Origin of the sequence: Halomonas sp. TA22, from assembly GCF_013009075.1 — a bacterium.
Classification (GTDB): Bacteria; Pseudomonadota; Gammaproteobacteria; order Pseudomonadales; family Halomonadaceae; genus TA22.
This window is the reverse complement of record NZ_CP053108.1, coordinates 926,157-949,480: the sequence shown is the minus strand read 5'-3', so window position 1 is coordinate 949,480 and position 23,324 is coordinate 926,157. Positions and strand designations below refer to the sequence as shown.

The 23,324-nt window shown below is 64.6% G+C and carries 19 protein-coding genes and 1 tRNA gene; 4 read left to right on the top strand and 16 right to left on the bottom strand.

Annotation, left to right across the window (positions count from 1 at the left end; translation table 11 throughout):
- Position 1: 1 nt before the first annotated feature.
- The 8 genes from ileS to rplU form a co-directional block, all read right to left on the bottom strand.
- Positions 2 to 2,836, bottom strand: a complete 2,835-nt coding sequence (gene ileS / locus HJD22_RS04405; RefSeq protein WP_208654021.1) for an isoleucine--tRNA ligase — start codon at positions 2,834 to 2,836, stop codon at positions 2 to 4.
- Complete coding sequence (gene ribF, locus HJD22_RS04400) at positions 2,833 to 3,876, bottom strand: bifunctional riboflavin kinase/FAD synthetase (protein WP_208654022.1); 1,044 nt, start codon at positions 3,874 to 3,876, stop codon at positions 2,833 to 2,835. The genes ileS and ribF overlap by 4 nt, the downstream gene beginning before the upstream one ends.
- Positions 3,877 to 3,974: 98 nt before the next feature.
- Complete coding sequence (gene murJ, locus HJD22_RS04395) at positions 3,975 to 5,498, bottom strand: murein biosynthesis integral membrane protein MurJ (RefSeq protein ID WP_208656732.1); 1,524 nt, start codon at positions 5,496 to 5,498, stop codon at positions 3,975 to 3,977.
- Positions 5,499 to 5,729: 231 nt separating this feature from the next.
- Complete coding sequence (gene rpsT, locus HJD22_RS04390; RefSeq protein ID WP_208654023.1) at positions 5,730 to 5,996, bottom strand: 30S ribosomal protein S20; 267 nt, start codon at positions 5,994 to 5,996, stop codon at positions 5,730 to 5,732.
- A 205-nt stretch (positions 5,997 to 6,201) separates the two neighbouring features.
- Positions 6,202 to 7,338 carry a glutamate 5-kinase gene (gene proB, locus HJD22_RS04385; RefSeq protein WP_208654024.1) on the bottom strand — a complete coding sequence of 379 codons (1,137 nt, stop codon included), beginning with the start codon at positions 7,336 to 7,338 and terminating at the stop codon, positions 6,202 to 6,204.
- An 11-nt stretch (positions 7,339 to 7,349) separates the two neighbouring features.
- A complete protein-coding gene (gene cgtA / locus HJD22_RS04380; RefSeq protein ID WP_208654025.1) occupies positions 7,350 to 8,540 on the bottom strand; it encodes an Obg family GTPase CgtA in 1,191 nt (396 codons plus the stop codon).
- Between the two features lie 85 nt (positions 8,541 to 8,625).
- The gene (rpmA, locus tag HJD22_RS04375; protein ID WP_208654026.1) at positions 8,626 to 8,883 is read right to left on the bottom strand and encodes a 50S ribosomal protein L27; all 258 of its coding nucleotides are present in this window, start codon (positions 8,881 to 8,883) and stop codon (positions 8,626 to 8,628) included.
- 35 nt (positions 8,884 to 8,918) lie between these two features.
- Complete coding sequence (rplU, locus tag HJD22_RS04370) at positions 8,919 to 9,230, bottom strand: 50S ribosomal protein L21 (RefSeq protein ID WP_208654027.1); 312 nt, start codon at positions 9,228 to 9,230, stop codon at positions 8,919 to 8,921.
- 283 nt (positions 9,231 to 9,513) lie between these two features.
- Between rplU and ispB the strand changes: the two genes are divergently transcribed.
- Both ispB and HJD22_RS04360 read left to right on the top strand, forming a co-directional pair.
- Positions 9,514 to 10,485, top strand: a complete 972-nt coding sequence (ispB, locus tag HJD22_RS04365) for an octaprenyl diphosphate synthase (RefSeq protein WP_208654028.1) — start codon at positions 9,514 to 9,516, stop codon at positions 10,483 to 10,485.
- Between the two features lie 64 nt (positions 10,486 to 10,549).
- Positions 10,550 to 10,626: transfer RNA gene (locus tag HJD22_RS04360), tRNA-Pro, on the top strand.
- 90 nt (positions 10,627 to 10,716) lie between these two features.
- Here the strand turns inward: HJD22_RS04360 and HJD22_RS04355 are convergent.
- From HJD22_RS04355 to HJD22_RS04340, 4 genes are all read right to left on the bottom strand, one after another.
- Positions 10,717 to 11,934, bottom strand: a complete 1,218-nt coding sequence (locus HJD22_RS04355) for an acyltransferase (RefSeq protein ID WP_208654029.1) — start codon at positions 11,932 to 11,934, stop codon at positions 10,717 to 10,719.
- A 15-nt stretch (positions 11,935 to 11,949) separates the two neighbouring features.
- Positions 11,950 to 14,481, bottom strand: coding sequence for a glucans biosynthesis glucosyltransferase MdoH (gene mdoH / locus HJD22_RS04350; RefSeq protein ID WP_248730100.1), 2,532 nt, complete (start codon positions 14,479 to 14,481; stop codon positions 11,950 to 11,952).
- Positions 14,438 to 15,982 carry a glucan biosynthesis protein G gene (locus HJD22_RS04345; protein WP_208654030.1) on the bottom strand — a complete coding sequence of 515 codons (1,545 nt, stop codon included), beginning with the start codon at positions 15,980 to 15,982 and terminating at the stop codon, positions 14,438 to 14,440. Before HJD22_RS04345 ends, mdoH begins: the two co-directional genes overlap by 44 nt.
- A gap of 272 nt (positions 15,983 to 16,254) precedes the next feature.
- Complete coding sequence (locus HJD22_RS04340) at positions 16,255 to 18,360, bottom strand: prolyl oligopeptidase family protein (RefSeq protein ID WP_217267814.1); 2,106 nt, start codon at positions 18,358 to 18,360, stop codon at positions 16,255 to 16,257.
- 126 nt (positions 18,361 to 18,486) lie between these two features.
- Between HJD22_RS04340 and HJD22_RS04335 the strand changes: the two genes are divergently transcribed.
- Entirely contained in the window at positions 18,487 to 18,696 is a 210-nt protein-coding gene (locus tag HJD22_RS04335) for a DUF3820 family protein (protein WP_208654032.1), read from the top strand.
- Between the two features lie 26 nt (positions 18,697 to 18,722).
- Here HJD22_RS04335 and HJD22_RS04330 read toward each other — a convergent pair whose 3' ends face one another.
- Positions 18,723 to 20,123, bottom strand: a complete 1,401-nt coding sequence (locus HJD22_RS04330) for an amidase (RefSeq protein ID WP_208654033.1) — start codon at positions 20,121 to 20,123, stop codon at positions 18,723 to 18,725.
- Positions 20,124 to 20,348: 225 nt separating this feature from the next.
- Here HJD22_RS04330 and HJD22_RS04325 point away from each other — a divergent pair, with 225 nt between their 5' ends.
- Complete coding sequence (locus HJD22_RS04325) at positions 20,349 to 20,690, top strand: rhodanese-like domain-containing protein (RefSeq protein ID WP_208654034.1); 342 nt, start codon at positions 20,349 to 20,351, stop codon at positions 20,688 to 20,690.
- Here HJD22_RS04325 and HJD22_RS04320 read toward each other — a convergent pair.
- Genes HJD22_RS04320 through HJD22_RS04310 form a run of 3 tightly spaced genes read right to left on the bottom strand, consistent with a single transcriptional unit; the run spans position 20,656 to position 23,320 of the window.
- Entirely contained in the window at positions 20,656 to 21,600 is a 945-nt protein-coding gene (locus tag HJD22_RS04320) for a metal ABC transporter permease (protein ID WP_208654035.1), read from the bottom strand. The genes HJD22_RS04325 and HJD22_RS04320 overlap by 35 nt on opposite strands.
- Positions 21,600 to 22,517, bottom strand: a complete 918-nt coding sequence (locus HJD22_RS04315; protein ID WP_208654036.1) for a metal ABC transporter permease — start codon at positions 22,515 to 22,517, stop codon at positions 21,600 to 21,602. The genes HJD22_RS04320 and HJD22_RS04315 overlap by 1 nt, the downstream gene beginning before the upstream one ends.
- Positions 22,517 to 23,320, bottom strand: a complete 804-nt coding sequence (locus tag HJD22_RS04310; protein WP_208654037.1) for a metal ABC transporter ATP-binding protein — start codon at positions 23,318 to 23,320, stop codon at positions 22,517 to 22,519. The genes HJD22_RS04315 and HJD22_RS04310 overlap by 1 nt, the downstream gene beginning before the upstream one ends.
- Positions 23,321 to 23,324: the final 4 nt, after the last annotated feature.

Below are 23,324 nucleotides of genomic sequence, written 5' to 3'. Positions count from 1 at the left end.
CTCACGCGTAGCGGCGGGTTTCACCCGGCCCCTCCGGCAGGTTGGAGACGCAGCGCTGGCACAGGTCGGGGTGCTCGGCAAGGGTACCCACCTCCTCGCGGTGGTGCCAGCAGCGCTCGCACTTGTCATGTGGGCTGGCCATGACGGCGACCTTGAGCCCCTCGAGCTCGGTGGGCTCCGCCTCGCTTCCTGCGCTCAGCGGCTGCAGATGCACATCGCTGGTCAGCAGTACGAAGCGCAGCTCCTCGCCGAGCTTCTCCAGGGTGGTGCGCAGGGCGCCGTCGACATGCAGCGTCACCTCGGCGGCGAGTCCGCTCTTGATGCGCTTGTCGTTGCGCGCATCCTCCAGGCACTTGTTGACCGCCTGTTTGACCTCGAGGACCTGCTCCCAGAAGTCGCGACCGAATTCGGCCTGCACCTCCAGGGTACCAAGGCCGGGATAGTAGGTCTCGAGCAGCACGCTCTCGAGTCGCTCGCCGGGGATGTGTTCGTAGATCTCCTCGGCCGTGAACGACAGGATCGGTGCCACCCAGCGGCTGAGCGCCTCCACCACATGATAGAGCGCGGTCTGGCAACTCTTGCGCGCCAGCGAGTCGCGCTGGGTGGTGTACTGGCGGTCCTTGATCACGTCGAGGTAGAAACCACCAAGCTCCCGGGCACAAAAGGTGTGCACCTGCTGATAGACATCGAGGAAGCGGTATTCGGCATAGGCCTTGTCGATGCGCGCTTGCAGCTGGGCGGCACGATCGACCACCCACTGATCCAGCGCCAGCATCTCGTCGAACGCCACCACATCCCGCTCCGGCGCAAAGCCGTTGAGGTTGGCGAGCAGAAAGCGCGCCGTGTTGCGGATACGTCGATAGACGTCGGCGGTGCGCTTGAGGATCTCGTCGGAGACCGCCATCTCGCCAGAGTAGTCGGTGGAGGCGACCCACAGGCGCAGGATGTCGGCGCCAAGCTTGTCCATCACCTCCTGCGGCGCGACCACGTTACCCACCGACTTGGACATCTTGCGCCCCTGGGCATCGACGGTGAAGCCGTGGGTGAGCAGGCCCTTGTAGGGCGGGTGACCGTCGATGGCGCAGCCGGTCAGCAGCGAGGAGTGGAACCAGCCGCGGTGCTGGTCGGAACCCTCCAGGTAGAGATCGGCTCGCGGCCCCTCGCTGTGGCCAAGCGGGTGTGAGCCGCGCAGCACGTGCCAGTGGGTGGTGCCGGAGTCGAACCACACGTCCAGGGTATCGGTGACCTTGTCGTAGTCAGCGGCCTCGTCGCCAAGCAGCTCCGCTGCCTCGAGACGGAACCAGGCATCGATGCCCTCGCCCTCGACACGCCTGGCTACCTCCTCCATCAGCTCGACGGTGCGCGGGTGCAGCTCGCCGCTGGTCTTGTGCAGAAAGAACGGAATCGGCACGCCCCAGTTGCGCTGGCGCGAGATGCACCAGTCCGGGCGGTTGGCGATCATCGAGTGCAGCCGCGCCTTGCCCCAGGCGGGCACGAACTCGGTCGCCTCGATCCCCTCCAGCGCACGTTCGCGAAGCGTGCGGCCGTCGCTGTCCTGAATATCCATGCCAACGAACCACTGCGCCGTGGCCCGATAGATGACCGGCGTCTTGTGGCGCCAGCAGTGCATGTAGCTGTGGGTGATGGTCTGATGCGCCATCAGCGCGCCGACCTCCTCGAGCTTGGCGACGATGGCCGGGTTGGCCTTCCAGATCATCTGCCCACCGAAGAACGGCAGGCTTTCGGCATAGACGCCATTGCCCTGAACAGGGCTCTCGATCTCATCGAAGCTCATGCCATGGGCCCGGCAAGTGACGAAGTCGTCCATGCCGTAGGCCGGCGCCGAGTGCACGATGCCGGTGCTGCCGACCTCGCTCTCCACGTAGTCGGCAAGATAGACCGGCGACAGCCGATCGTAGAACGGGTGGCGGAACTCGATCAGATCGAGACGTGACCCCTGGGCGGTGGCGACGATCTCGCCCTCGAGGCCGAAGCGCTCCAGGCACGAGGCGACCAGTTCCTCGGCGAGCACCAGCAGCCGCTCGCCGGTATCGACCAGCGCGTAGGTGAAGTCGGGGTGGACGTTGAGCGCCTGGTTGGCCGGAATGGTCCAGGGCGTGGTGGTCCAGATCACGATGGCGGCGGGCTTGGGCAGCTCGCTCAGGCCAAATGCGGCAGCAAGCTTGTCAGCCTCCTCCACCGGGAAGGCCACGTCGATGGCCTCTGACTTCTTGTCGGCGTACTCCACTTCCGCCTCGGCCAGCGCCGAGCCGCAGTCGAAGCACCAGTTGACCGGCTTGAGCCCCTTGAAGACATAACCGCCCTTGACCATCTCGGCCAGCGCACGGATCTCGCCCGCCTCGTTGGTGAAGTCCATGGTGCGATAGGGCTTGTCCCAGTCACCGACCACGCCCAGGCGCACGAAGTCCTTGAGCTGCCCCTGGATCTGCTCGCCGGCGTACTCGCGGCACAGCCCCCGCGCCTTGTCCGCCTCCAGGTGCTTGCCGTGGGTGGTCTCGACCTTGTGCTCGATGGGCAGGCCATGGCAGTCCCAGCCCGGCACATAGGGGGCATCGAAGCCCGCCAGGCTCTTGGACTTGACGATGATGTCCTTGAGGATCTTGTTGACCGCATGACCGATGTGGATGCTGCCGTTGGCATAGGGGGGGCCATCGTGGAGCACGAAGGTCTCACGGCCACGCCCCGCCTCGCGCAGGCGACGATAGATGTCCATCTCCTGCCAGCGCGCCACGCGATCGGGCTCGCGCTTGGGCAGGTTGCCACGCATCGGAAAGTCGGTTTCCGGTAGATTCAGGGTGTGCTTGTAATCGCTCATGAGTGTCCGTCATCGTCGCGCCCGGCATCCGCATGGTCCGCCGAGGAGTCGTTTATCGCAGCTTCGCGCGCCAACGGCGCCGATGCCAGAGGAAGAGATGTCAGGCTTGCATCGCGGGAGGCGAAGAACTGCCGTGCCCGAGCCTGGTCCCGCGTGATCTGACGCTTGAGTTCGTCGATGCCATCGAAAGTGATCTCGCCACGCAGCCTGGCGCAGGGGAACACCGTCAACCGCTGGCCATAGAGGTCCTCGTCGAAGTCGAACAGGTGGACCTCGAGCACCGGGCGCTTACTGCCCACCGTGGGTCGCCAGCCGATGTTCGCCACACCCGGCAGGCAGCGGCCATCGGCCAGTTCGGTCATTACCGCGTAGACGCCGCGCAACGTCAGCGGCAACGGCAGCAGCGGCAGGTTGGCGGTGGGCACGCCAATCGTGCGTCCGAGCTTCTGGTCGGCCACCACCCGCCCGGCCAGCCAGTAAGGGCGTCCCAGCATGCACTCGGCCTGGGAGAAGTTGCCGCTGGCCAGCAGCGTGCGCACCCGGGTACTCGAGACGCGCTCGCCATCAATGGCGAAGGTGCGGGTATGCTCGACACCGAACCCCTGCTGCGCGCCCACCTCGGCCAGCAGCGCGAAGTCGCCGTCGCGCTCGCAGCCGAAGCGGAAGTCGTCGCCCACCACCAGGTGACGCACCCCGAGCCCCGCGATCAGCACGCGGTCGATGAACTCACACGCCGTCAGGCTGCGCAGCGCCTCGTTGAAGGGCAGGCAGAGCACGCGCTCGGCGCCGCATTCCGCCAGCAGCCTGGCCTTGTCGCGCAGCCGTGTGAGGCGCGGCGGGGCCTGGTCGCCGGCAAAGAACTCGCGAGGCTGCGGCTCGAACACCACTACCGTCAGCGGCAGCGACAGCGCCCTGGCCTGCTCGCGCAGCTGATCGAGGATCGCCTGATGGCCGCGGTGCACGCCATCGAAGTTGCCGATGGTCGCCACGCAGCCGCGATGCCTCTCGCGCAGATTGTGCAGTCCCCGGATCAATTCCATGTGTCGCTCGCGCGCCTATAAAATGTTCGATTATAACGTTCAGCCCGGCGCCCGCCTATCCGTGTCCCGCCTTCCATCGGCAGGCGCGCTCCTGGCACCTAGCCATTGAGGCGGAAGTGTCGCAACCTCACGCCCCATGCCGTCAGCCACACGAAGTAGAGCAGAGCACCGCCGATCACCAGCCCGCCCAGTGTCGCGACCCGCTGCATCACGCCCCACTCGAGCCATGCCTGCCACTCCGGCGACAGCCACCACAACCCCAGCCCCATCACCAGGCAGCCGCCGACGAGCTGCACGGCATAGCGGCCCCAGCCGGGCTGGAACACCAGCGCCCCTTCGCGCTTCAGCAGCCAGCCCAGCAGCAGGGCGTTCATGAACGCCGAGAGCGAGGTCGCCAGGGCCAGGCCGGCATGCGCCAGGGGCCAGATCAGGATCAAATTGAAGATCATGTTGGCGACCATCGCGATGATGCCGACCTTCACCGGTGTCTTGGTGTTCTGGCGGGCGAAGAAGCCCGGCGCCAGCACCTTGATCAACATGAAGGCGACAAGCCCCAGCGAGTAGGCTCGCAGGCTCAGCGCCGCCATGCTGATGTCGAGCTCGGTCATCGCCCCATAATGGAACAGCGAGATCAGCAGCGGCTCGGCGAGCAGCGCCAGTGCCAACGCGGCGGGAAGTCCCAGCAGCAGCACCGCGCGCACTGCCCAGTCGAGCATGCGCGCGAAGTGCTCGGGCGACTGCTCGGCGTGACGTTTGGAGAGTGCCGGCAATATCACCGTGGCGATGGCGATACCGAAGATCCCCAGCGGCAGCTCCACCAGGCGGTCGGAGTAGTAGAGCCAGGAGACACTGCCCGGTGTTAGGAACGATGCCAGCACGGTATCCAGCAGCAAGTTGATCTGCGACACCGACACCCCGAACAGCGCCGGTGCCATCAGCACCAGAATGCGCCTGACGCCACTATGGGCGAAGTTGGGCCATGGCCGCGGCATCAGCCCCAGGCGCACCAGGAACGGCACCTGGAAGGCGAGCTGCGCGGCGCCGGCGATCAGCACCCCCCAGGCCAGCGCCATGGCCGGCTCGCTCATCAACGGCGTGAGCAGCAGCGCTGCTCCGATCAGCGACAGGTTGAGCAGGATCGGCGTCAGGGCCGGCACCGCAAAGCGATTCCAGGTATTGAGCACGCTGCCGGAAAATGCCGTGAGCGAGATCAGCAGCAGGTAGGGAAATGTCAGGCGCAGCATGTCGGCGGTGAGCGCCAGCTTGTCCGGATCGCGGCCGAAGCCGGGCGCAAACAGCCACACCAGCCACGGCGAGGCGAACATCGCCAGTGCCGTGATCAGCGCCAGCACCACCGCAAGACTACCCGCCACGGCATCGAGCAGCTCGCGCACCTCGGCGCGGCTGCGACGCGTGGCGTACTCCGACAGCACCGGGATGAAGGCCTGGTTGAAGGCCCCTTCGGCGAACAGCCGGCGCATGAAATTGGGAATCTTGAACGCCACGAAGAAGGCGTCGGCGCCATTGCCCGAGCCGAACAGCGCCGCTACCACCACATCGCGGGCAAGCCCCATCACCCGCGACAGCATGGTCATGACGCTGACCACCAGCCCGGAGCGCATCAAACCGGAGCGCACCGGCGGCTGGGACGCCGGTTCGGCAGCGGCGTCGGCGGCTATCGGCGATGTCGAGGAGTCTTCGTTGGCCAAGCGCGTTGTCTACCCTGTCGTTTCAACTTGCCGGTTCATAAGAGAGCGGCCACAAAAAAACCGGCCGAAGCCGGTTTTTGCGGGAGATCGCGAAACGCTGGCGCCAGGCGCGTGAGCGTTCGCCGTCTCCTCGAAGCGTCCGGCTTACGCAGCCAGCGCCTTAATTCGCTTGTTCAGGCGGCTCTTCAGGCGAGCGGCCTTCTTCTTGGACAGCACGTCCTTGTCGGCGATGCGGTCGATGACCGGCTGTGCGGCCCTGAACTCGGTCATGGCCTGGCTGTGGTCGCCGCCGTTGATCGCCTTGATGACACGCTTGATGTAGGTACGCACCATGCTGCGTTGACTTGCCTTCAGTACGCGACGGTTTTCCGCCTGACGAGCGCGCTTGCGGGCCTGCTTGCTGTTAGCCACTACTATCTCCTTGGAGAAATTCTAACCGTGTTCGGTAAATGTTTGACCAGACTGGGGAAATTCCAAACCCCCAACCGGTTTGCCCTGTTCTGGCGGGATCAACCACCGGGCCGTGTCTGAGAGGATGGCGCATTCTATCATGCAGCCCAGCCCCTTGCTACTGTCGCACCCCGCACCAAGCCTGCCTTTCCGTCGGCCTGACGACTCAGATCACCACCAGGTTATCGCGATGGATCAGCTCCGGGGCCTCCATGTAGCCCAGAATCGCCTCGATCTGGTGGCTCGGCTTACCAAGGATGCGCGCGGCATCCTCGGCACCGTAATTGACCAGCCCCTTGGCGATCCGCTCACCCTGCTCGTCGACACATACCACCATGTCGCCGCGCACGAACTCGCCCGAAAGCGCCTTCACGCCCACCGGCAGCAGGCTCGAGCCCTGCCCACGCAGCACCTTCACCGCTCCCGCGTCCAGCGTCAGGCTACCGCGTACCTGCAACTGGCCGGCTAGCCAGCGCTTGCGAGCCGCGATCGTCGCCTGCTCGGGGCTCAGCAGCGTGCCGAGCCGCTCGCCGTCGATCAGTCGCGTCAGCACGCCGGGCTGACGGCCACTGGCGATGGCGGTGACCGCCCCGGAGCGCGCCGCGAGCCTAGCCGCCAGCACCTTGGTGGTCATCCCGCCACGCCCAAGCGCCCCGCCATCACCGGCCATGGCGGCAAGCGATGGGTCGCCGGCACGCCCCTCGTGAATCAGACTCGCCTCGGGATGGTGGCGCGGGTCGGCATCAAAGAGCCCCTCCTGGTCGGTGAGGATCACCAGCGCATCGGCCTCGAGCAGGTTGGCCACCAGGGCGCCCAAGGTATCGTTGTCACCGAAGCGGATCTCGTCGGTAACCACGGTGTCGTTCTCGTTGATCACCGGCACCACGCGCAGATCGACCAGCGTACGCAGCGCCGAGCGCGCGTTGAGATAGCGCTTGCGGTTGGAGAGATCGTCGTGGGTCAGCAAGACCTGCGCGGTGAGCAGGCCGTGGCGACCGAAGTGATGGTCGTAGCACTGGGTCAGGCCGTTCTGCCCAACCGCTGCGGCAGCCTGCAGTTCATGCACGGCGCTGGGGCGCGCCTGCCAGCCCAGGCGCACCATGCCGGCGGCCACCGCCCCCGAGGAGACCAGCACCACCTCGATACCGCGACGGTGCAGCGCGACGATCTGGTCGACCCAGCCACCGATCGCCGCCTCGTCGAGCCCACGGCCATCATTGGTCAACAGTGCACTGCCGATCTTCACCACCACCCGCCGCGCACCGCTCAGCGCTTCGCGGCCCAGCGCCTGCTCGTTCACCATCTCATGCGCCTCTACTGCACATACTCGACCTCGACATCATAATCGTCATCGTCGAAGTCATCGTCGTCATCCTCTGCGGTACGCTTGCGCTTGCGGCCCAGCCGCGCCTCGGTGCGCGCCACCGACTCGGCCTCCATGCGTTCACGCATCTCACGCTCGCGTTCGGCAGCCTCCTCGTCCTCGTTCTCGAGCCGGCGCTGCTCGGTGAGCCAGCGGTAGGCAGCCTGCACCAGGGCATCGGTGCCTTCGCCGGAGATCGCCGAGATACGGAACACCGGCCCCTCCCAGCCCAGCCGCTCGACAATCTCAGTGGCGCGCGCTTCGCGCTGCTCTTCGGGCAGCAGGTCGAACTTGTTGAGCACCAGCCAGCGTGGCCGCTCGGAGAGCGCCTGTGAGAACTGCTCAAGCTCGTTGACGATCGCCTCGGCAACCTCGACCGGGTCGGACTCGTCGAACGGCGCGACATCGACCACGTGCAGCAGTAGCCGCGTGCGGGTCAGGTGCTTGAGGAAGCGCAGCCCGAGCCCCGCCCCCTCCGAAGCGCCCTCGATCAGCCCCGGCACATCGGCCATCACGAAGTGCTCGTGCATGCCCAGCTTCACCACGCCCAGATTGGGCACCAGCGTGGTGAAGGGGTAGTTGGCAACCTTGGGCTTGGCCGCGGAGACGGCGCGGATCAATGTCGACTTGCCGGCGTTGGGCATGCCCAGCAGGCCGACATCGGCCATGACCTTCATCTCCAGGCGCAGGTTGCGCCGCTCGCCCTCGGTCCCGGTAGTGGTCTTGCGCGGCGCGCGATTGGTGGAGGACTTGAAATGAATGTTGCCAAGCCCGCGACGACCGCCCTGCGCCACCAGCACGACCTGATTGATCTCGGTGACATCGGCGATTACCTCGAGAGTATCCTCGTCGATCACCGTGGTTCCCACCGGCACCTTGATGTGCAGATCCTCGCCGGCCTTGCCGCTCATCTGGCGACCCATTCCCGGCTGGCCGTTCTGGGCCTTGTAGAAGCGCTGATACTTGAAATCGATCAAGGTATTGAGGGCGTCGTCACCAATCAGGTAGACGCTCCCACCATGGCCGCCATCGCCGCCATCGGGACCGCCCCTGGGCACGTACTTCTCGCGGCGGAAACTCAGGCAACCACTGCCACCGTTGCCGGCTTCGGCGATGATCGAGGCTTCGTCGACGAACTGCATCTGTTATCTCCTGACGGTACACACCGTCATAATACGCAAAAGGCCCCGCCTAGGCGGGGCCTTTTGCTACAGGCTCGCGACGCTCTCAGGCGGAGACGACACTCACGAACTTGCGGTTTTTCGGACCCTTGGTCTCGAATTTGATCACGCCATCGCTCAGGGCGAACAGCGTATGATCGCGACCGAGGCCAACGCCAGTACCGGCGTGGAACTTGGTGCCGCGCTGACGCACGATGATGTTGCCAGCAGTAGCTGCCTGGCCGCCGAACAGCTTGACGCCAAGGCGTTTGGATTCGGAATCGCGACCGTTACGTGTACTACCGGCTGCCTTCTTATGAGCCATTGCAAAGTCCTCGCTCTTTCAGGGGGTGTATCCGCTTACGCGGAGATCCCAGTGATCTTGACTTCAGTGAACCACTGACGGTGGCCCTGACGCTTCATGTGATGCTTGCGGCGACGGAACTTGATGATGGTCACCTTGTCGCCACGGCCGTGAGAGATGACCTCGGCGGCAACCTTGGCACCAGAGACCAGCGGGGCGCCGACCTTGATGTCGTCGCCATCGGCAACCAGTAGCACCTGATCGAACTCCAGCGCATCGCCGGTAGCCACTTCCAGCTTCTCGAGCTTCAGGGTCTGGCCTTCCTGAACACGGTACTGTTTGCCACCGCTCTTGATAACTGCGTACATAGTAGACGTTCTCCAAACACTCATCGGGTTGTGCTCTTCATCGACCTGCGGCGAGTGGCGCCCCTTCTGGAGCCATCTGACAGGGAGCGTGATGAGTCGGGTCGCGGATTATAACGATGCCTTGAGGCCGATACAAGCCCCGGCACCCAGCCCATGGTGGCGGGACCACCTTTGCAAGCCTCCCGCCCCCTTTGCTTGACGCCTCTAGGGGGCACCCATAGCATAAGCGGCAACCCAAAGGTCGGCCGTCGACCTCGGCCCCACACAGACAAGCAGCGCATCCATGCCTACAGCATCTCCCATTCATGCCGCGGTAGCCGAGGATTTCGCCGCCGTCGATCGCACCATCGTCACGCAATTGGCTTCTCGGGTGCCGCTCGTCCAGTCCATCGCCCAGTACATCATCGAAAGTGGCGGCAAGCGCCTGCGCCCGCTACTGGTGCTGCTGGCGGCCCGCTCGCTTGGCTACCAAGGCGACAAGCACATCATCCTGGCCACGCTGATCGAGTTCATGCACACCTCGACACTGCTGCATGACGACGTGGTCGACGAGTCGCACATGCGCCGCGGCAAGGCCACCGCCAACGACGCTTGGGGCAATGCGCCCTCCGTGCTGGTCGGCGACTTCCTCTACTCGCGCTCGTTTCAGATGATGGTCGACGTCGGCTCGATGCGCATCATGGCGACGCTCTCCGCCGCGACCTGCACCATCGCCGAGGGCGAGGTATTGCAGCTGACCAACGTGGGCAACCCCGATATCGACGAGGCCGCCTACTTCGACACCATCCAGGGCAAGACGGCGATGCTGTTCGAAGCCGCCTCGCACAGCGGTGCGATCCTCGCCGAGGCCGACCCGCAGCAGGAGACCGCGCTGCAACTCTATGGCCGTTACCTGGGCCTCGCCTTCCAGCTGGTCGACGACCTGCTCGACTACCAGGGCGATGCCAAGGCGATGGGCAAGAACGTCGGCGACGACCTTGCCGAAGGCAAGCCCACCCTGCCGCTGATCCGGGCCATGATCGCCGGCAGCCCCGAACAGAGCGAGCTGATCCGCCAGGCAATCCGCAAGGGTGGCCTCGAGCGTCTTGACGAGGTCCTTGCCATCGTGCGCGATACCGGAGCCCTCGTCTACACGCGCCAGCGTGCCGAGGAGATGGCCTCCAAGGCCCTCGAGCAGCTCGAGCATCTGCCGGCCAGCCGCTACCGCGACAGCATGGCCGAACTGGCCCGGCTGGCCGTCGATCGCACCGCCTGAGTAGTTGCAAATTCACCGGGAATACGTATAATTCCCCACCGTTGAGGCGAGAGCCCACGCGCGTCGGAATATAGCTCAGCTTGGTAGAGCGCTGCCTTCGGGAGGCAGAGGTCGCAGGTTCGAATCCTGCTATTCCGACCAGAGAACATTGCCAAACCGCCACCTACGGATCATACCGGGTGGCGGTTTTGCGTTTAGTTGCCAGTCATTTTTCGTCAGTCGAGCGCGCGGTCAATGCGGCGCAATCTTGTCGACATGCGCCACCGGCTTGCGCGAGAGCAGCAACCGCTGCAACAGCAGCTTGATGCGCTGCACGAAGGCTTCCTGGAAGAAGATGCAGAAGAGCACCGTGAGCAGCAGAAACAGCGGGTAGCGGGCAAGAGAGGTCTCCCCGGTCAGTACCATCTCGATGCGCGTGAAGATCACGTAGAGCGGCACGTGCAGGGCAAACATCGGCAGCGAGGCCCCGCCCAGCCGGCTCGCCAGGCGCTTGAGGCTGTCGCGCCGCGGCGCACGCCAGTGCGCCGCCAGGAAGATCAGCGCCAGCTGAGCCGGCAGCAGCAGCCCATTGTGCAGCAGGTAGTACCAGGTGCGACCAAGCTGCAGCAGTTGTACCGCCGCGATCACCGACAGGGCGACGAAGCCCGCCAGGCCCCAGCCCATGCGCCGGTCCAGTGAATGTCCCTGGCGCCTGTAATGAGCGTACAACGAGCAGAGCAGGATGCCGGCAATGAACTCCGGCAGGCGGATCAGCGGGTTGCGGTGCAAAATCCCCGTTTCCGGCATGCCGTAGTCGGTGGTGACAATCACCACCAGAGTCGGGACCAGGTAGCAGGCCATGGTCAATGCCAGCGCCCGCACGCGATGCTGCACGCGAAACAGCCGGGGCGCGAGCCAGGGAAACAGCAGGTAGAAGAAGAACAGCACCGAGATCGACCACGATGGCGGGTTGAACGTCAGGTAAAACGGGTTCCAGGCATGCAGCAGCGTGACGTTGAGCAGCAGGTTGATGGCAAGCTCGGTGTCGCCCATCACATGACGCAACAGGTGGCCATTCTCCCCCATGTCCTTGTTGACGTCATACAGCACGAAGCGGATCGAGGCATCGGCATCCTCAGGAGTGATCTGCAGGTAACCGATCAACGTCGCCAGCGACATCGCCAGCACCAGGGCGCCGATATGGATCGGATAGAGGTTGGAGAAGCGCTTGATCCAGAAGCTGCGGGGCGGCTCGCGCATGCGCCGCTGGTCATCCAGGTAGACATGCGCCAAGAGAAAGCCCGACAGCACGAAGAAGGCGCTGGTCGAGAAGAAGCCCACATCGGTGATGTAGTGCGACCACGACCTGATCGATGGATAGGCGTGCAGGGTATGGAAAATGACGATGTAGAGGCCGAGCAGGAATCTCAGCCACTCCAGCCCGACGAAGCGCTCCTTGCTTGCGTTCATTTGCGTATTTCCTCTTCAGGTCGGTAGTCGCAGCGACGCGACCCTGGGAATGCCTTGCTCACGCCATGCCGGATGCGCCTCGCAATTCGCCCAGACCTGATAGTGCAGCTTGGAGAGCAGCACCGGATCATCGAGAAACTTCAGCCGCGCCTTGTCATCGAGCGCGTCGGGACCCAGGCGCGATGCCGCCATTACCTGCTCACGCCGCCGCCGGGCCAGCAGCTCGGAAACGCCATGGCGGGAAGTCGCAAGCGCACACCCCAGGGCATTGGCGACGGGATCCGTGACCATCTGCACGAAGGTCGGCGAGGTCTGGCGACGCATGCGATGCAGATGGCGCACCATGCGCCGCAGCACGCGGGGAGGATGCGTCTCCTCGGGAATGCGGAACAGCCTGGCATGCTGACAGCGCCGCCCCAGCGATACCCGGCTCGAGAATACCGATACCGGTATCGACAGCATCAATGCCACCACGATGGGCGACATCCACCACAGGAAGGTGGGCTCCATGAGGTAGACACCAGTCGCCCAGGCGGCTCCCAGCAGCGTCTGGGCGCCATGGTTGCGCAGTGCATCGCCCCAGGTTGTCGCGGTGTTGTCGCGGGAGGGCGAGCGCCACTGGATCGTTCCCCCCAGCAGCGCCGTGAGCACGAAGCGGGTATGGAACAGCATGCGCACCGGGGCCAGCAGCATCGAGAACAGCGATTCGAGCACCATGCTCACGAATAGCCGCAGCCCCCCGCCGAAGTCGCGGGCGCCCTGGATGATGACCAGCAGCACACTGAGAAACTTGGGCAGGAACAGCAGCGTCGCGGTAGCCGAGAACAGCCCCACCGCCAACCCCGGCCGCCACTGCGGCCAGACCGGGAACAGCATGCCCGGCTCCGGGAAGTACTCCGGCGTGCTCAAGGTATGCACGGCGAGCAGCGCCGTCGACAGGATCAAAAACAGGCACCACAGCGGCGCCGAGAGATAGGACATCACCCCGGTGAGAAACACCGCCCGGTGCACCGGATGAAAGCCCTTGGCTAGGAACAGCCGGAAGTTCATCAGGTTGCCATGACACCAGCGTCGATCACGATTGAGCTCGTCGAGCAGGTTGGGCGGCATCTCCTCGTAGCTACCGGGCAGGTTGTAGGCAATCCAGACGCCCCAGCCGGCACGCCGCATCAGCGCCGCCTCGACAAAGTCGTGGGAGAGGATCTCGCCGGACATCGCGCCTTTGCCGGGCAGTGGCGCCAGCATGCAGTGACGCATGAAGGGGGCAACGCGAATGATCGCATTATGCCCCCAGTAGTGGGATTCCCCGAGTTGCCAGAAGTGCAGCCCCGCAGTGAACAGCGGCCCATAGACACGGGTGGCAAATTGCTGCATGCGGGCATACAGATTGAGCCGCCCGGAGGCGCGCGGCGCCGTCTGGATGATTCCCGCCTCACTGTTGGCCTCCATCAGGCGTACCAGACGGGTCAGGCAATCGCCGCTCATCACGCTGTCCGCATCCAGCACCACCATGTAGCGATACTGCGAGCCCCAGCGTCGGCAGAAATCATCGAGATTGCCGCTCTTGCGCTTCACTCGGCGCTGGCGCCGTCGATAGTAGACCTGGCCGAAGGCATCGAGCTTTCGGCACAGTGTCAACCAGGCGTGCGTCTCGGCGATGGCCACGTCGGGGTCGGCACTGTCACTGAGGATGAACAGGTCGAAATGCTCGGCCTGGCCGGTATCACGCAGCGACTCGAGGGTCGCCTGAATCCCGGCGAAGACCCGCGGTACATCCTCGTTGCTGATGGGTACCAGCAGGGCGGTGCGCGCCGCCGGGGAGATCGGCGCATCGGCAATATCGCTGGAGTCGATGGCATAGCGGTCGCGACCGAGCAATAGCTGGAAGAATCCCATCAGCGCCGTCCAGAACCCCGCCGAAACCCAGCAGAACAGCAGTACGAACAGCCCCAGCAGAGAGATTTCGAGCGCGCCTTGGCCGCCATAAGGCAGTACGGTGCTCATGTAGTGAGCGGCCAACAGGCTCTGCCCGAATACCAGCACCAGCAGAACCCAGCGCCGCAGCGAAGCGGCCTTCTGCCAGCGGAGCTTGCGCTGTGCGTCCGCGTGCGCCTTGCGCCGGCGCCGATAGCCGCGGGCAGCCCATCGCCTCGTCCACTGCCCGAAGCGCACGAAGGGGTTGGTCGACCAGGCCTCGGGCGCCAGGGGCGTTCGCGCCAGAGGGGGTGCGGTTCTCAGCCGGGTGATGCCCTGCTCGTCGGTAGTGAGCACCTCGGCGGGCGCCAGCGGCGGCTGTTCGCCATAGGCAAGCGTCAGGCGCCTGCCGACTGAGACGGCGGCGGGGTCATCGAGGGGCGCCGGGCGCCCCCCGAGGGTGGCATGCAGTGCCGCCATGCCATCGAGGTCGATATCGCTGCCATACAGGGCACGCCTCGCCTCACGCGAGGCCGTCTCATGCGCCAGGCGCTCGAGATAGGCACTGCTCTGGCTGGCATCCGGCATTTCATGCGTCGGCGGGAAGCCGATAGAACCAAGTTTCAGAGACACGACGATCACCGTCCTTGAGAAACGCCTGGATATCGAGCGGTTGGTTGTTCTCGCTGCGCTTCACGCGCACGAAGGCGCGCCAGCCACCCTCCGCGGTATTGCGCACGATGCGACTGTCGACCAGCTCACCATTGTCTCCGATACCCGCCTCCAGGGAGAGCTCGGCATCCGACTCCAGCACCGGCCCCTTGAAATCGATGACGAACGCCAGCGTGCCATCCAGCTCGCGAATTAGGTTGTTCTGGCGCACCTCGCCAGGCGAGCGCCGCGTCTGATCCACCCAGGCCAGGTTGGGATCGTAGAACTTGGGCTCGTTCATGGTCCAGTAGATGCGATAGTCGTAGTCAAGGACGGTGCCGCGCTCCAGCGCCCGATCCGGCGTCCAGAAGGAGACGATGTTGTCGTTGGTCTCGTCGGGCGTGGGAATCTGCACCAGCTCCACGCGTCCCGCGCCCCAGGCGCTCTGCGGCTCGATCCAGGCGCTGGGCCGCAGTTCGTAGCGATCCTCGAGATCCTCGTAGTCGTGGAAGTGATGGCTGCGCTGCAGCAAGCCGTAGCCACGCAGCGTCTCGACCGCCTGGGTATCCACCATCAGGCGCGCCGGGTTGACCAGCGGCCGCCATCTCCAGCCTTCCTGCTCGCCGTGCACCAGCAGACCATTGGAGTCGTGGATCGCCGGTCGGAAGTTGGGCGTCGGCGAAGGTTGGTTGGGACCATAGAGGAACATGCTGGTGAGCGGGGCGATGCCCAGCTTCTCCACCGGCTGGCGCATGAATAGGCGCGACTGGACATCGACGATGCTGTCCTCGCCCGGGCGCAGTACATAGCGATAAGCCCCGGTGACGCTCGGTGAATCGAGCAGGGCGAATATCGTCAGGTATTGGCTATCGGGACTGGGCTTGACGATCCAGAACTCACTGAAGCGAGGGAACTCCTCTCCCGAGGAGAGTGCCGTGTCCACGGCCAGTCCCCGCCCGGAGAGCCCATAGATCTGGTTGCGTCCCACCACGCGGAAATAGCTCGCGCCCAGGAACACCATGATCTCCTGCTTGGTGTCGGAGTTGATCGGGTAGTTGACCCTGAAGCCGGCCATCCCCAGATTCTCGAGCGCCTCGGACGGGATATCCAGATCGCCGTAGTCGAAATCGTCGGGATTGAAGGTAATCTCCTCTACCGACTCCCCATCGATACTATGCAGTGCCACGGGCGTATCGTAATGCATGCCCTCGTGGAAGAAGCTCAGATCGAAGGGCAAATCCTCGTTGCGCCACAAGGAGCGCTCGGGCTTGTACTGGATCTGGGCATATTCGGCATATTCCAGACCGCGCAGTGCGTCGGGCAGGTCGCGTGCGGGAGCCTTGTAGCCCTGCTGGGCAAGCTGCTCTGCTCGCTGCACCACATCGTCGAAGTCGAATGCCATGCTGAACGGCGCAACGACACTCACACAAAGCCCTACGATAGCCGCCAGGGGCTTGGCCGCCACCCGACGCCAGCTAGGCATCGACACAAGTCGTCGGCTCGATGAATTCACCTTGCGTTACTCCTTTAACAATTCACGGGACAGGCCTGGAACATGCGGCATGCATGCTCCTGAGCGGTGCGCGCATCCAAGATGCCACCTGACCGAATCATCGAGTCCGGAAGGCATTGATCATGACAGCTTGACCATTACGACGAAACGCAGCCGACAGCATCCCCTCCGAACCATCACGTTGCGGCACTGCGCAAGCGTAAGGCGGCCGGACTGGCGTGTGTCGGTTATCGTTATCGCTCTTATACTAATAGAGTATTGATAGAAATATCATTAAAAAGCCTCTGCTTGAGAAAGCTGAAGGCCAGCGCCTGCATGTGCGCCCGCTGAGCATTGTCGGCAGCCCCGCCATGCCCGCCTTCGATGTTCTCGTAGTAGAGCGCCTCATGGCCCTGCTCGCGCATCCGCGCCATCATCTTGCGCGCATGACCGGGATGCACGCGGTCGTCGCGGGTGCTGGTCATCAGCAACAGCGGAGGGTAGCGCTTGCCGGTCTCGAGGTTGTGATAGGGCGAATAGCCGCGCAGAAATGCCCACTCCTCGCCATCGGGGTCGCCATACTCGGCCATCCAAGAAGCACCGGCCAGCAGGCGGTGGTAGCGGCGCATGTCGAGCAGCGGCACCTGGCAGACCACCGCCCCGAACAGCTCGGGATACTTCACCAGCATGTTGCCCACCAGCAGCCCGCCATTGGAGCCGCCCTGGATGCCGAGCTTGCCCGAAGAGGTGACGCCCCGGGCAACGAGATCCTCGGCGATCGCGGCAAAATCTTCGAAGGCCTTGTGCCGCGCCGCCTTGAGTGCGGCCTGGTGCCAGCGCGGGCCATACTCGCCACCACCGCGGATATTGGCCACCACATAGACGCCCCCCGCCAGCAGCCAACCGCGCGCCACTCCCGGCTGATAGCCCGGTGTCAGCGAGATCTCGAAGCCGCCGTAGCCGTAAAGCAGCGTGGGATTGTTGCCATTGGTCGCCAGCGGCTTCGAGGCGATCATGAAATAGGGAATCCGGGTGCCGTCCGCACTGGTGGCGAAGTGCTGGCTGACACGCAGCCCCGTGGCGTCGAACAGCGCTGGCGCCTGCTTGAGCCGCTGCGGCATCTCGCCGATACGTCCGATATAGAGCGTGGTCGGCGTGAGGTAGCCGGTGGCGGTCATGAAGTAGTCGTCACTGGCCTCCTCATCCACCGCCGCCACGCTCAGGGTACCGATCTCAGGTACCCCGGCTAGCGGTTCGCAGTACCACTCGCCATCACGCTGCGTGAGCACGTCGAGGCGATGCTTGACGTCGTCCAGCACGGTGAGGATCAGATGATGGCGCGTCCAGGTCGCCGCCTCGAGGGAGGTCGTCTCGGTGGGAGTGAACAGCGCCCGCCACTCGCTCTCCCCCTGCATGAAGGCATCGAGGCCGGTGATCAACAGCGCTCCGGCGGGATGGGTCTGTCCGGCCAGCGTCCAGGGTTCGCGCAGCTCGAGTGTCAGCCAGTCGCGATGGATCCGCTTGTGGGCCGAATCGGGCACCTCGATCTTGCGCAGCGTGCCGTCGGCGTTGCACAGATAAAGCTCATTGTCGTAGAAGGCCCGCGAGCGGCTGACGAAGTCGCGCACGAAGCCGTGGGTATGATCCCGGCCGGCGGCGATGTACATGTCATCCGCCTCGCCCTCGAAGAGCGTCGTGGCGTCGGCGAGGGGTGTGCCGCGCCGCCAGCGCTTGACGATGCGTGGATAGCCCGAGGCGGTGAGCGAACCGGCGCCGAAGTCGCTGTAGACGTAGACATTGTCGCGGTCGATCCAGGAGAGTGCCCCCTTGGCCTCCTCGCGCTGGAAGCCCTCCTCCACCCAGCGCTTCTCGACCAGATCGAACTCGCGGGTCACGTCGGCGTCGGCGCCACCGCGGGAGAGCGCAATCAGGCAGTGGCGATAGGCCTCCCCCTCCCGCTCGGGCTTGAGACAGTCTGCGCCATGCCATACCCAATTCTCGCCTTCAGCGGCATTCAGCGCGTCGAGATCGATCAGCACCTCCCACTCGGGCTGCACCTTGCGATACTCCTCGGGAGACGTGCGACGCCACACCCCGCGAGGGTGGGCACGATCCTGCCAGAAATTGTAGTAGTGCTCGCCACGCTTGACGACGAAAGGGATACGATCGTCCGCCTCGAGAATCGCCTGAAGGTCATCACGCAGCTCGGCAAAGCCCGGCGCTGACTCCAGCACCTGTTGCGCCTCGCCATTGCGCTCGCGTACCCAGTCGAGTGCCTGCTCGCTCTCGACCTCCTCGAGCCAGAGATAGGGATCCTCGCGATCCGCCTGATCACCTGCCGTCTCTGCGCTGCCAGCTGCCTTGTGCATGCCGCCGCTCCTCTCCATGGCTGATTACCCAACATTAGCAGAGTCGCCATGCTGTCAGTAGCTGGCAAGAGATTCGGCCACACCGTACAGTGGCAAGCCGCGAGCATGACGGCACAGGAGCCACGAGTGAAACCCGAGGACCTGGAAATACTGGTCACCCGCAGAATGCCGTTCGGCAAATACGAAGGCCGGCTGATCGCCGACCTGCCCGGCCCCTACCTCAACTGGTTCGCGCGGAAGGGCTTTCCGCCCGGCGAGATAGGTCAATTGCTGCAGCTGATGCACGAGATCGATCACAACGGCCTGAGCGAGCTGCTCGATCCGCTGCGTCGCTAGTCAGGGATCGATCAGGCGAAGCCAAGCTAGGGCGCAGGCGGCCAACCCAGGATATCGCCTCCCCGCCCCAGCCTCTCCTCGATGGCGCACCCCACCGCCAGCAGGCGCGCCTCCTGCCAGGGAGCCGCCAGCAGCTGCAGGCCAACCGGCATGCCGGCCGCATCCCTGCCAACCGGCAAGGTCAGCCCGCACAGGCCCATGAAATTGCCCATCACCGTATTGCGCAGGGCATGCATGTTCGCCTTGGCATAGGCGCCATCGGGTTCGAGACTCTCGAGCGTGGGCGGCGTGATCGCCACCGTTGGCGTCAGCAGTGCATCGATGCCGGCAAGGCACTGGGCGGCCCGGGCGGAGAGCGCCTCGATGACACCTCTACGACGGACATACTCCGCAGCACTGATCTCATCGGCGGCCTTGACGCGTGCCGCGACATTGGGATCGAGCGTGGCGATCATCTCCGGCAGTTCGCTCTCGAGGAAGGCGGCGAGTTCGGCCGCCGCAAGCCCCCCCGCCTGGAACAACCGAAAGCCTTCATCGACACCGGGCAGCTCCAGCGTCACGATGCGCGCACCCGCCGCCTCGAGCTGGCGGATCGCCTCACGCAGCGTTTCGGCAATGCCGGGGCTGCAATCGTCCCAGAAGTAGCGCTCCGGCACGCCGAACGTCAGCCCGGCGAGCTCCGGCACCGGGAGTGTCGCGTTGCGCTCGCCACTCAATTGCGGATCGAGCGCGGCAAAGGCAAAGGCCAGGTCGTCGACGCTACGCGCCAGCAGTCCTGACGTATCCAAGGTGGTGGAGAGCGGTACGATTCGCTCGATCGGCCAACGTCCGGCGGTGGTCTTGAGCCCCGCCACACCGGTCATCGAGGCGGGAATGCGCACCGAGCCGGCGGTATCGGTACCAAGCGACAGACTGGCGGTGCCGCTGACCAGCGCCACGCCGGCTCCCGAGCTGGAGCCGCCGGGGGTGCGATGAGAAGCCACGTCCCAGGGATTGCGTGGCGTGCCCCAGTGGGCATTGGTTCCCAGGCCACCGAAGGCGAACTCCACGCTATGGGTCTTGCCCATCACGCTGGGCAACTGCCTGAGCAGCGCCTGGATCACCGGCCCAGGCTGTTCCCAGCGATTGGGCAACGGTTTCGCGGAGCCAGCATAGGTCGGCATGCCGGGCACCCCGTAGAGATCCTTGACGGCAACTGGAATGCCCATCAAGGCACCGGCATCTCCTCCGGCGGCCAGCACCTGGTCGATTGCCGCGGCACTGCGGCGTGCGGCCTCGCCGTTCCAGGTGAGGTAGGCGTGATCGTGGGCACCACGAAAAGCAAAGTTGTCCACAGCCGCTTCGGCCAGCTCACTGGCACTCAGGCGGCCGTCGCGCAACCTGGCATGCTGCTCGCGCAGCGGCAGAAAGAGAGGGGAGTCGTGCATGCAAAGCTCCTCATTGGCTCGCGAAGATGGGCTCGAGTTCAGCCATTACCGGTTGATAGACGCCGTGCCCAGCCAAAGGAGGACAGTCCGAGCAGTAGAAATGCCGTGAACACCTCACGAACCCGCCCCCTCGCCCCCGTTGATGACATCGATCCTTTCCCTAGCTTGAAGCCTGAGCGACTGTGATAACGTGCACGTCAGAAAGCTTTAACACAGGAGCACGTCATGGCCAATCATTCCGAAGATTTCCTGCGCCTTGCCGATCAGGCACGCCGTAACATCACGGAGGTCTCTCCCGAGGAGGCGAGAGCGCTGATCGACTCCGGAGCGTTAGTGCTGGACGTTCGCGACCGCGAGGAGTTCGAGCAGGGACATATCGACAATGCCGCCAATATCAGCCGCGGCACGCTTGAGATGCGCATCGGCGAGGTCGCGCCGGACAAGGATGCAGCGATCGTCTGCCACTGCGCCGGGGGCAATCGCGGCGCCCTGGCCACCGATACCCTGCAGCGGATGGGCTACCGCAACGTGGTCAATATCGCCGGGGGGTTGAAGGCCTTCCGCTAGGCGGATGAGTAATGACTGCGCGTCGTTGCCTGCGGCGTCGCACAAGCTGGGCGAACAGCCCGTAGCGTGGCCCGGCGACAAACGCCAGCGCCAGAAACACGCCGGTCATCACCGCCATCATGCCGCCGATGGAGACGTTCCAGGCCACCGCCAGGTAGTAGCCAGTGACGCTCGAGGCAATCGAGATCAGTGTGCCGTAGACGAACATCAGCCATAGTCGGTCGGTGAGCAGATAGGCCGCCGAGGCGGGCACGATGACGAAGGCGACGAACAGCACCGCACCGACGGCATCGAACGCTGCCACCGCCGTACCGCTGGTGAGCAGCAGCAGCGCATAGAACAGCACGCCAGGAGCAAAACCGAGCGCCTTGGCCAGCGCGGCGTCGAAAGTGGCGAGCTTGAGCTCCTTGTAGAAGAGGATGACGAAGAGGGCGTTGAGCAGAGTCATGACACCCATCGACACCAGCGAACGCGGCACGCGGTAATCGCCAAGGGTGAGCGTATCGAGCCATACGAAGCCGATCTCGCCAAGCAGCACCGTGTGAGCATCGATATGCACGTCGCGGGCGTAGAGATTGATCAGCAGCACCCCGGCCGAGAACAGCGCCGGAAAGACCAGGCCGATGGCGGCATCCTTCTTGACCCGCTGCGAGTTGATCAGCACTTCGGTGAGAAACACCGTCAGGATCCCGGCCAGCGCCGCGCCAACGATCTGAACCGGCCCGCTCTGCTGATGCGTCAGCAGCCAGACGATGACGATGCCGAACACGATCGAATGGCTGATGGCATCCGAAAGCATGCTGCTGCCACGCAGCACAAGGAAGGTGCCGACCAGCGTCGAGGCCGTTCCCACCAGGGCGCCGACCAGCATGATCATCAACGGCACGTTATCGAACAAGGCGGCCAGCATCACTTCTCCCTGCGCATGTCGAGCAGACGCCGCTGCAGCTGGCGCCGGTTGCGCCAGCGCTGCAACATTTCCCACAACAGGCCACGTCCCGGTGCCAGCAGCAGCGACACGAGGGCGATGGCCGAGACGCTCAGCACGATCAGCGGCCCCGTGGCCAGGCCCCGGGCCAGGGCGCTCAGCAGCGCTCCGCTTATGCCAGCTACGATGCCGATCAGCGCCGCGATCGTCACCATCCCCTCCAGGCGACGACTCCACTGCCGGGCGGCGACCGCAGGCGCAATGATCATCGAGGCCATCAATACAACGCCGACCATCTGCAGCCCCACCACCACGGCGAGTGCGATCATCACCGTCAGGCCGATCTCCAGCCACACCACCGGCAACCCCAGCGAGCCGGCGAATTGCGGATCGAAGGAGACCAGCTTGAACTCCTTCCACAGCAGCGCCACCAAGCTCAGCGCCGCCAGGGTGATCGCGCCCATCATCCACAGGTCGCTGCGCAATGTCGCCGCCGCCTGACCGAACAGGAACGATTCGAGCCCCCCCTGGGAGGCGTTCTGCATGCCCTGGAGGTGAGTCAGCAGCACCACGCCCACGGCGAAGAACACACTCAGCGTGATGCCGAGGCCGGCATCGGTCTTGAGTCGGCTGAATCGCGTCAACAACAGCATGGTCAAGGCCGCCAGGGCACCGGTCAGCAGCGCACCGAGCAGCAGGCTGCCCATCTGTCGACCGCCGGACACGATGAAACCCAGGCACACGCCCGGAAGCGCTGCGTGTGAGAGCGTCTCGCCGAGCAGGCTCTGCTTGCGCAGTACCGCGAAGCTACCCAACACGCCACTGATCAGGCCCAGCAGTCCCGCCCCGATCACCACGTTCTGCAGGGTGTAGTCGCGCAACAGCTCCATGAGCGCCATCACATCCCCCCCTCGCCGTGGGGGAAGGCGGTACTCGACTGGGAGAGAAAGGCTGCGCCTTCGAGCAGCGCAATCTGCCCGCCATAGGTCTTGCGCAGGTTATCGGCGGTGTACACCGTCTCCACCCGACCCTGGGCGATCACACTCACGTTGAGCAGCAGCAGCCAGTCGAAGTAGCTGCGCACCGTATGCAGGTCATGGTGGACCACGATCACCGTCTTGCCGGCATCGCGCAGGCGGCGCAGTATCTCGACGATCGCACGTTCGGTGGTGGCATCGACGCCGGCCATCGGTTCGTCGAGGAAGTAGATGTCGGCCTGCTGTACCAAGGCCCGAGCCAGGAACACCCGCTGCTGCTGACCGCCGGAGAGCTGGCTTATCTGCCGCTGGGCGAAGTCCTGCATGCCCACAAGCTCGAGTGCCTGCATCGCCTCGCGACGCTCGCGCCTGCCGGGGCGCCTAAACCAGCCCAGGCGGCCATAAAGCCCCATGGTCACCACATCCAGTGCGGTGGTGGGGAAGTCCCAGTCGACGCTTGAGCGTTGCGGGACATACCCCACCCGACGGCGCTGGGCCCGATAGGGGCGGCCGAACAGCGTGACACGTCCCGCCACGCTGGGCACCAGCCCCAGCACGCTCTTGATCAATGTGCTCTTGCCCGCACCATTGGGACCGACGATGCCGGCCATCACCCCAGGCGGGACATCGAAGTCGATATCCCACAACACCGGCTTGCTGTGGTAGCTGACGGTCAGGTCCTCGACATGCAGGGCCAGATCCCGCTCGTGCAAGGGTTGAGTCATTGTG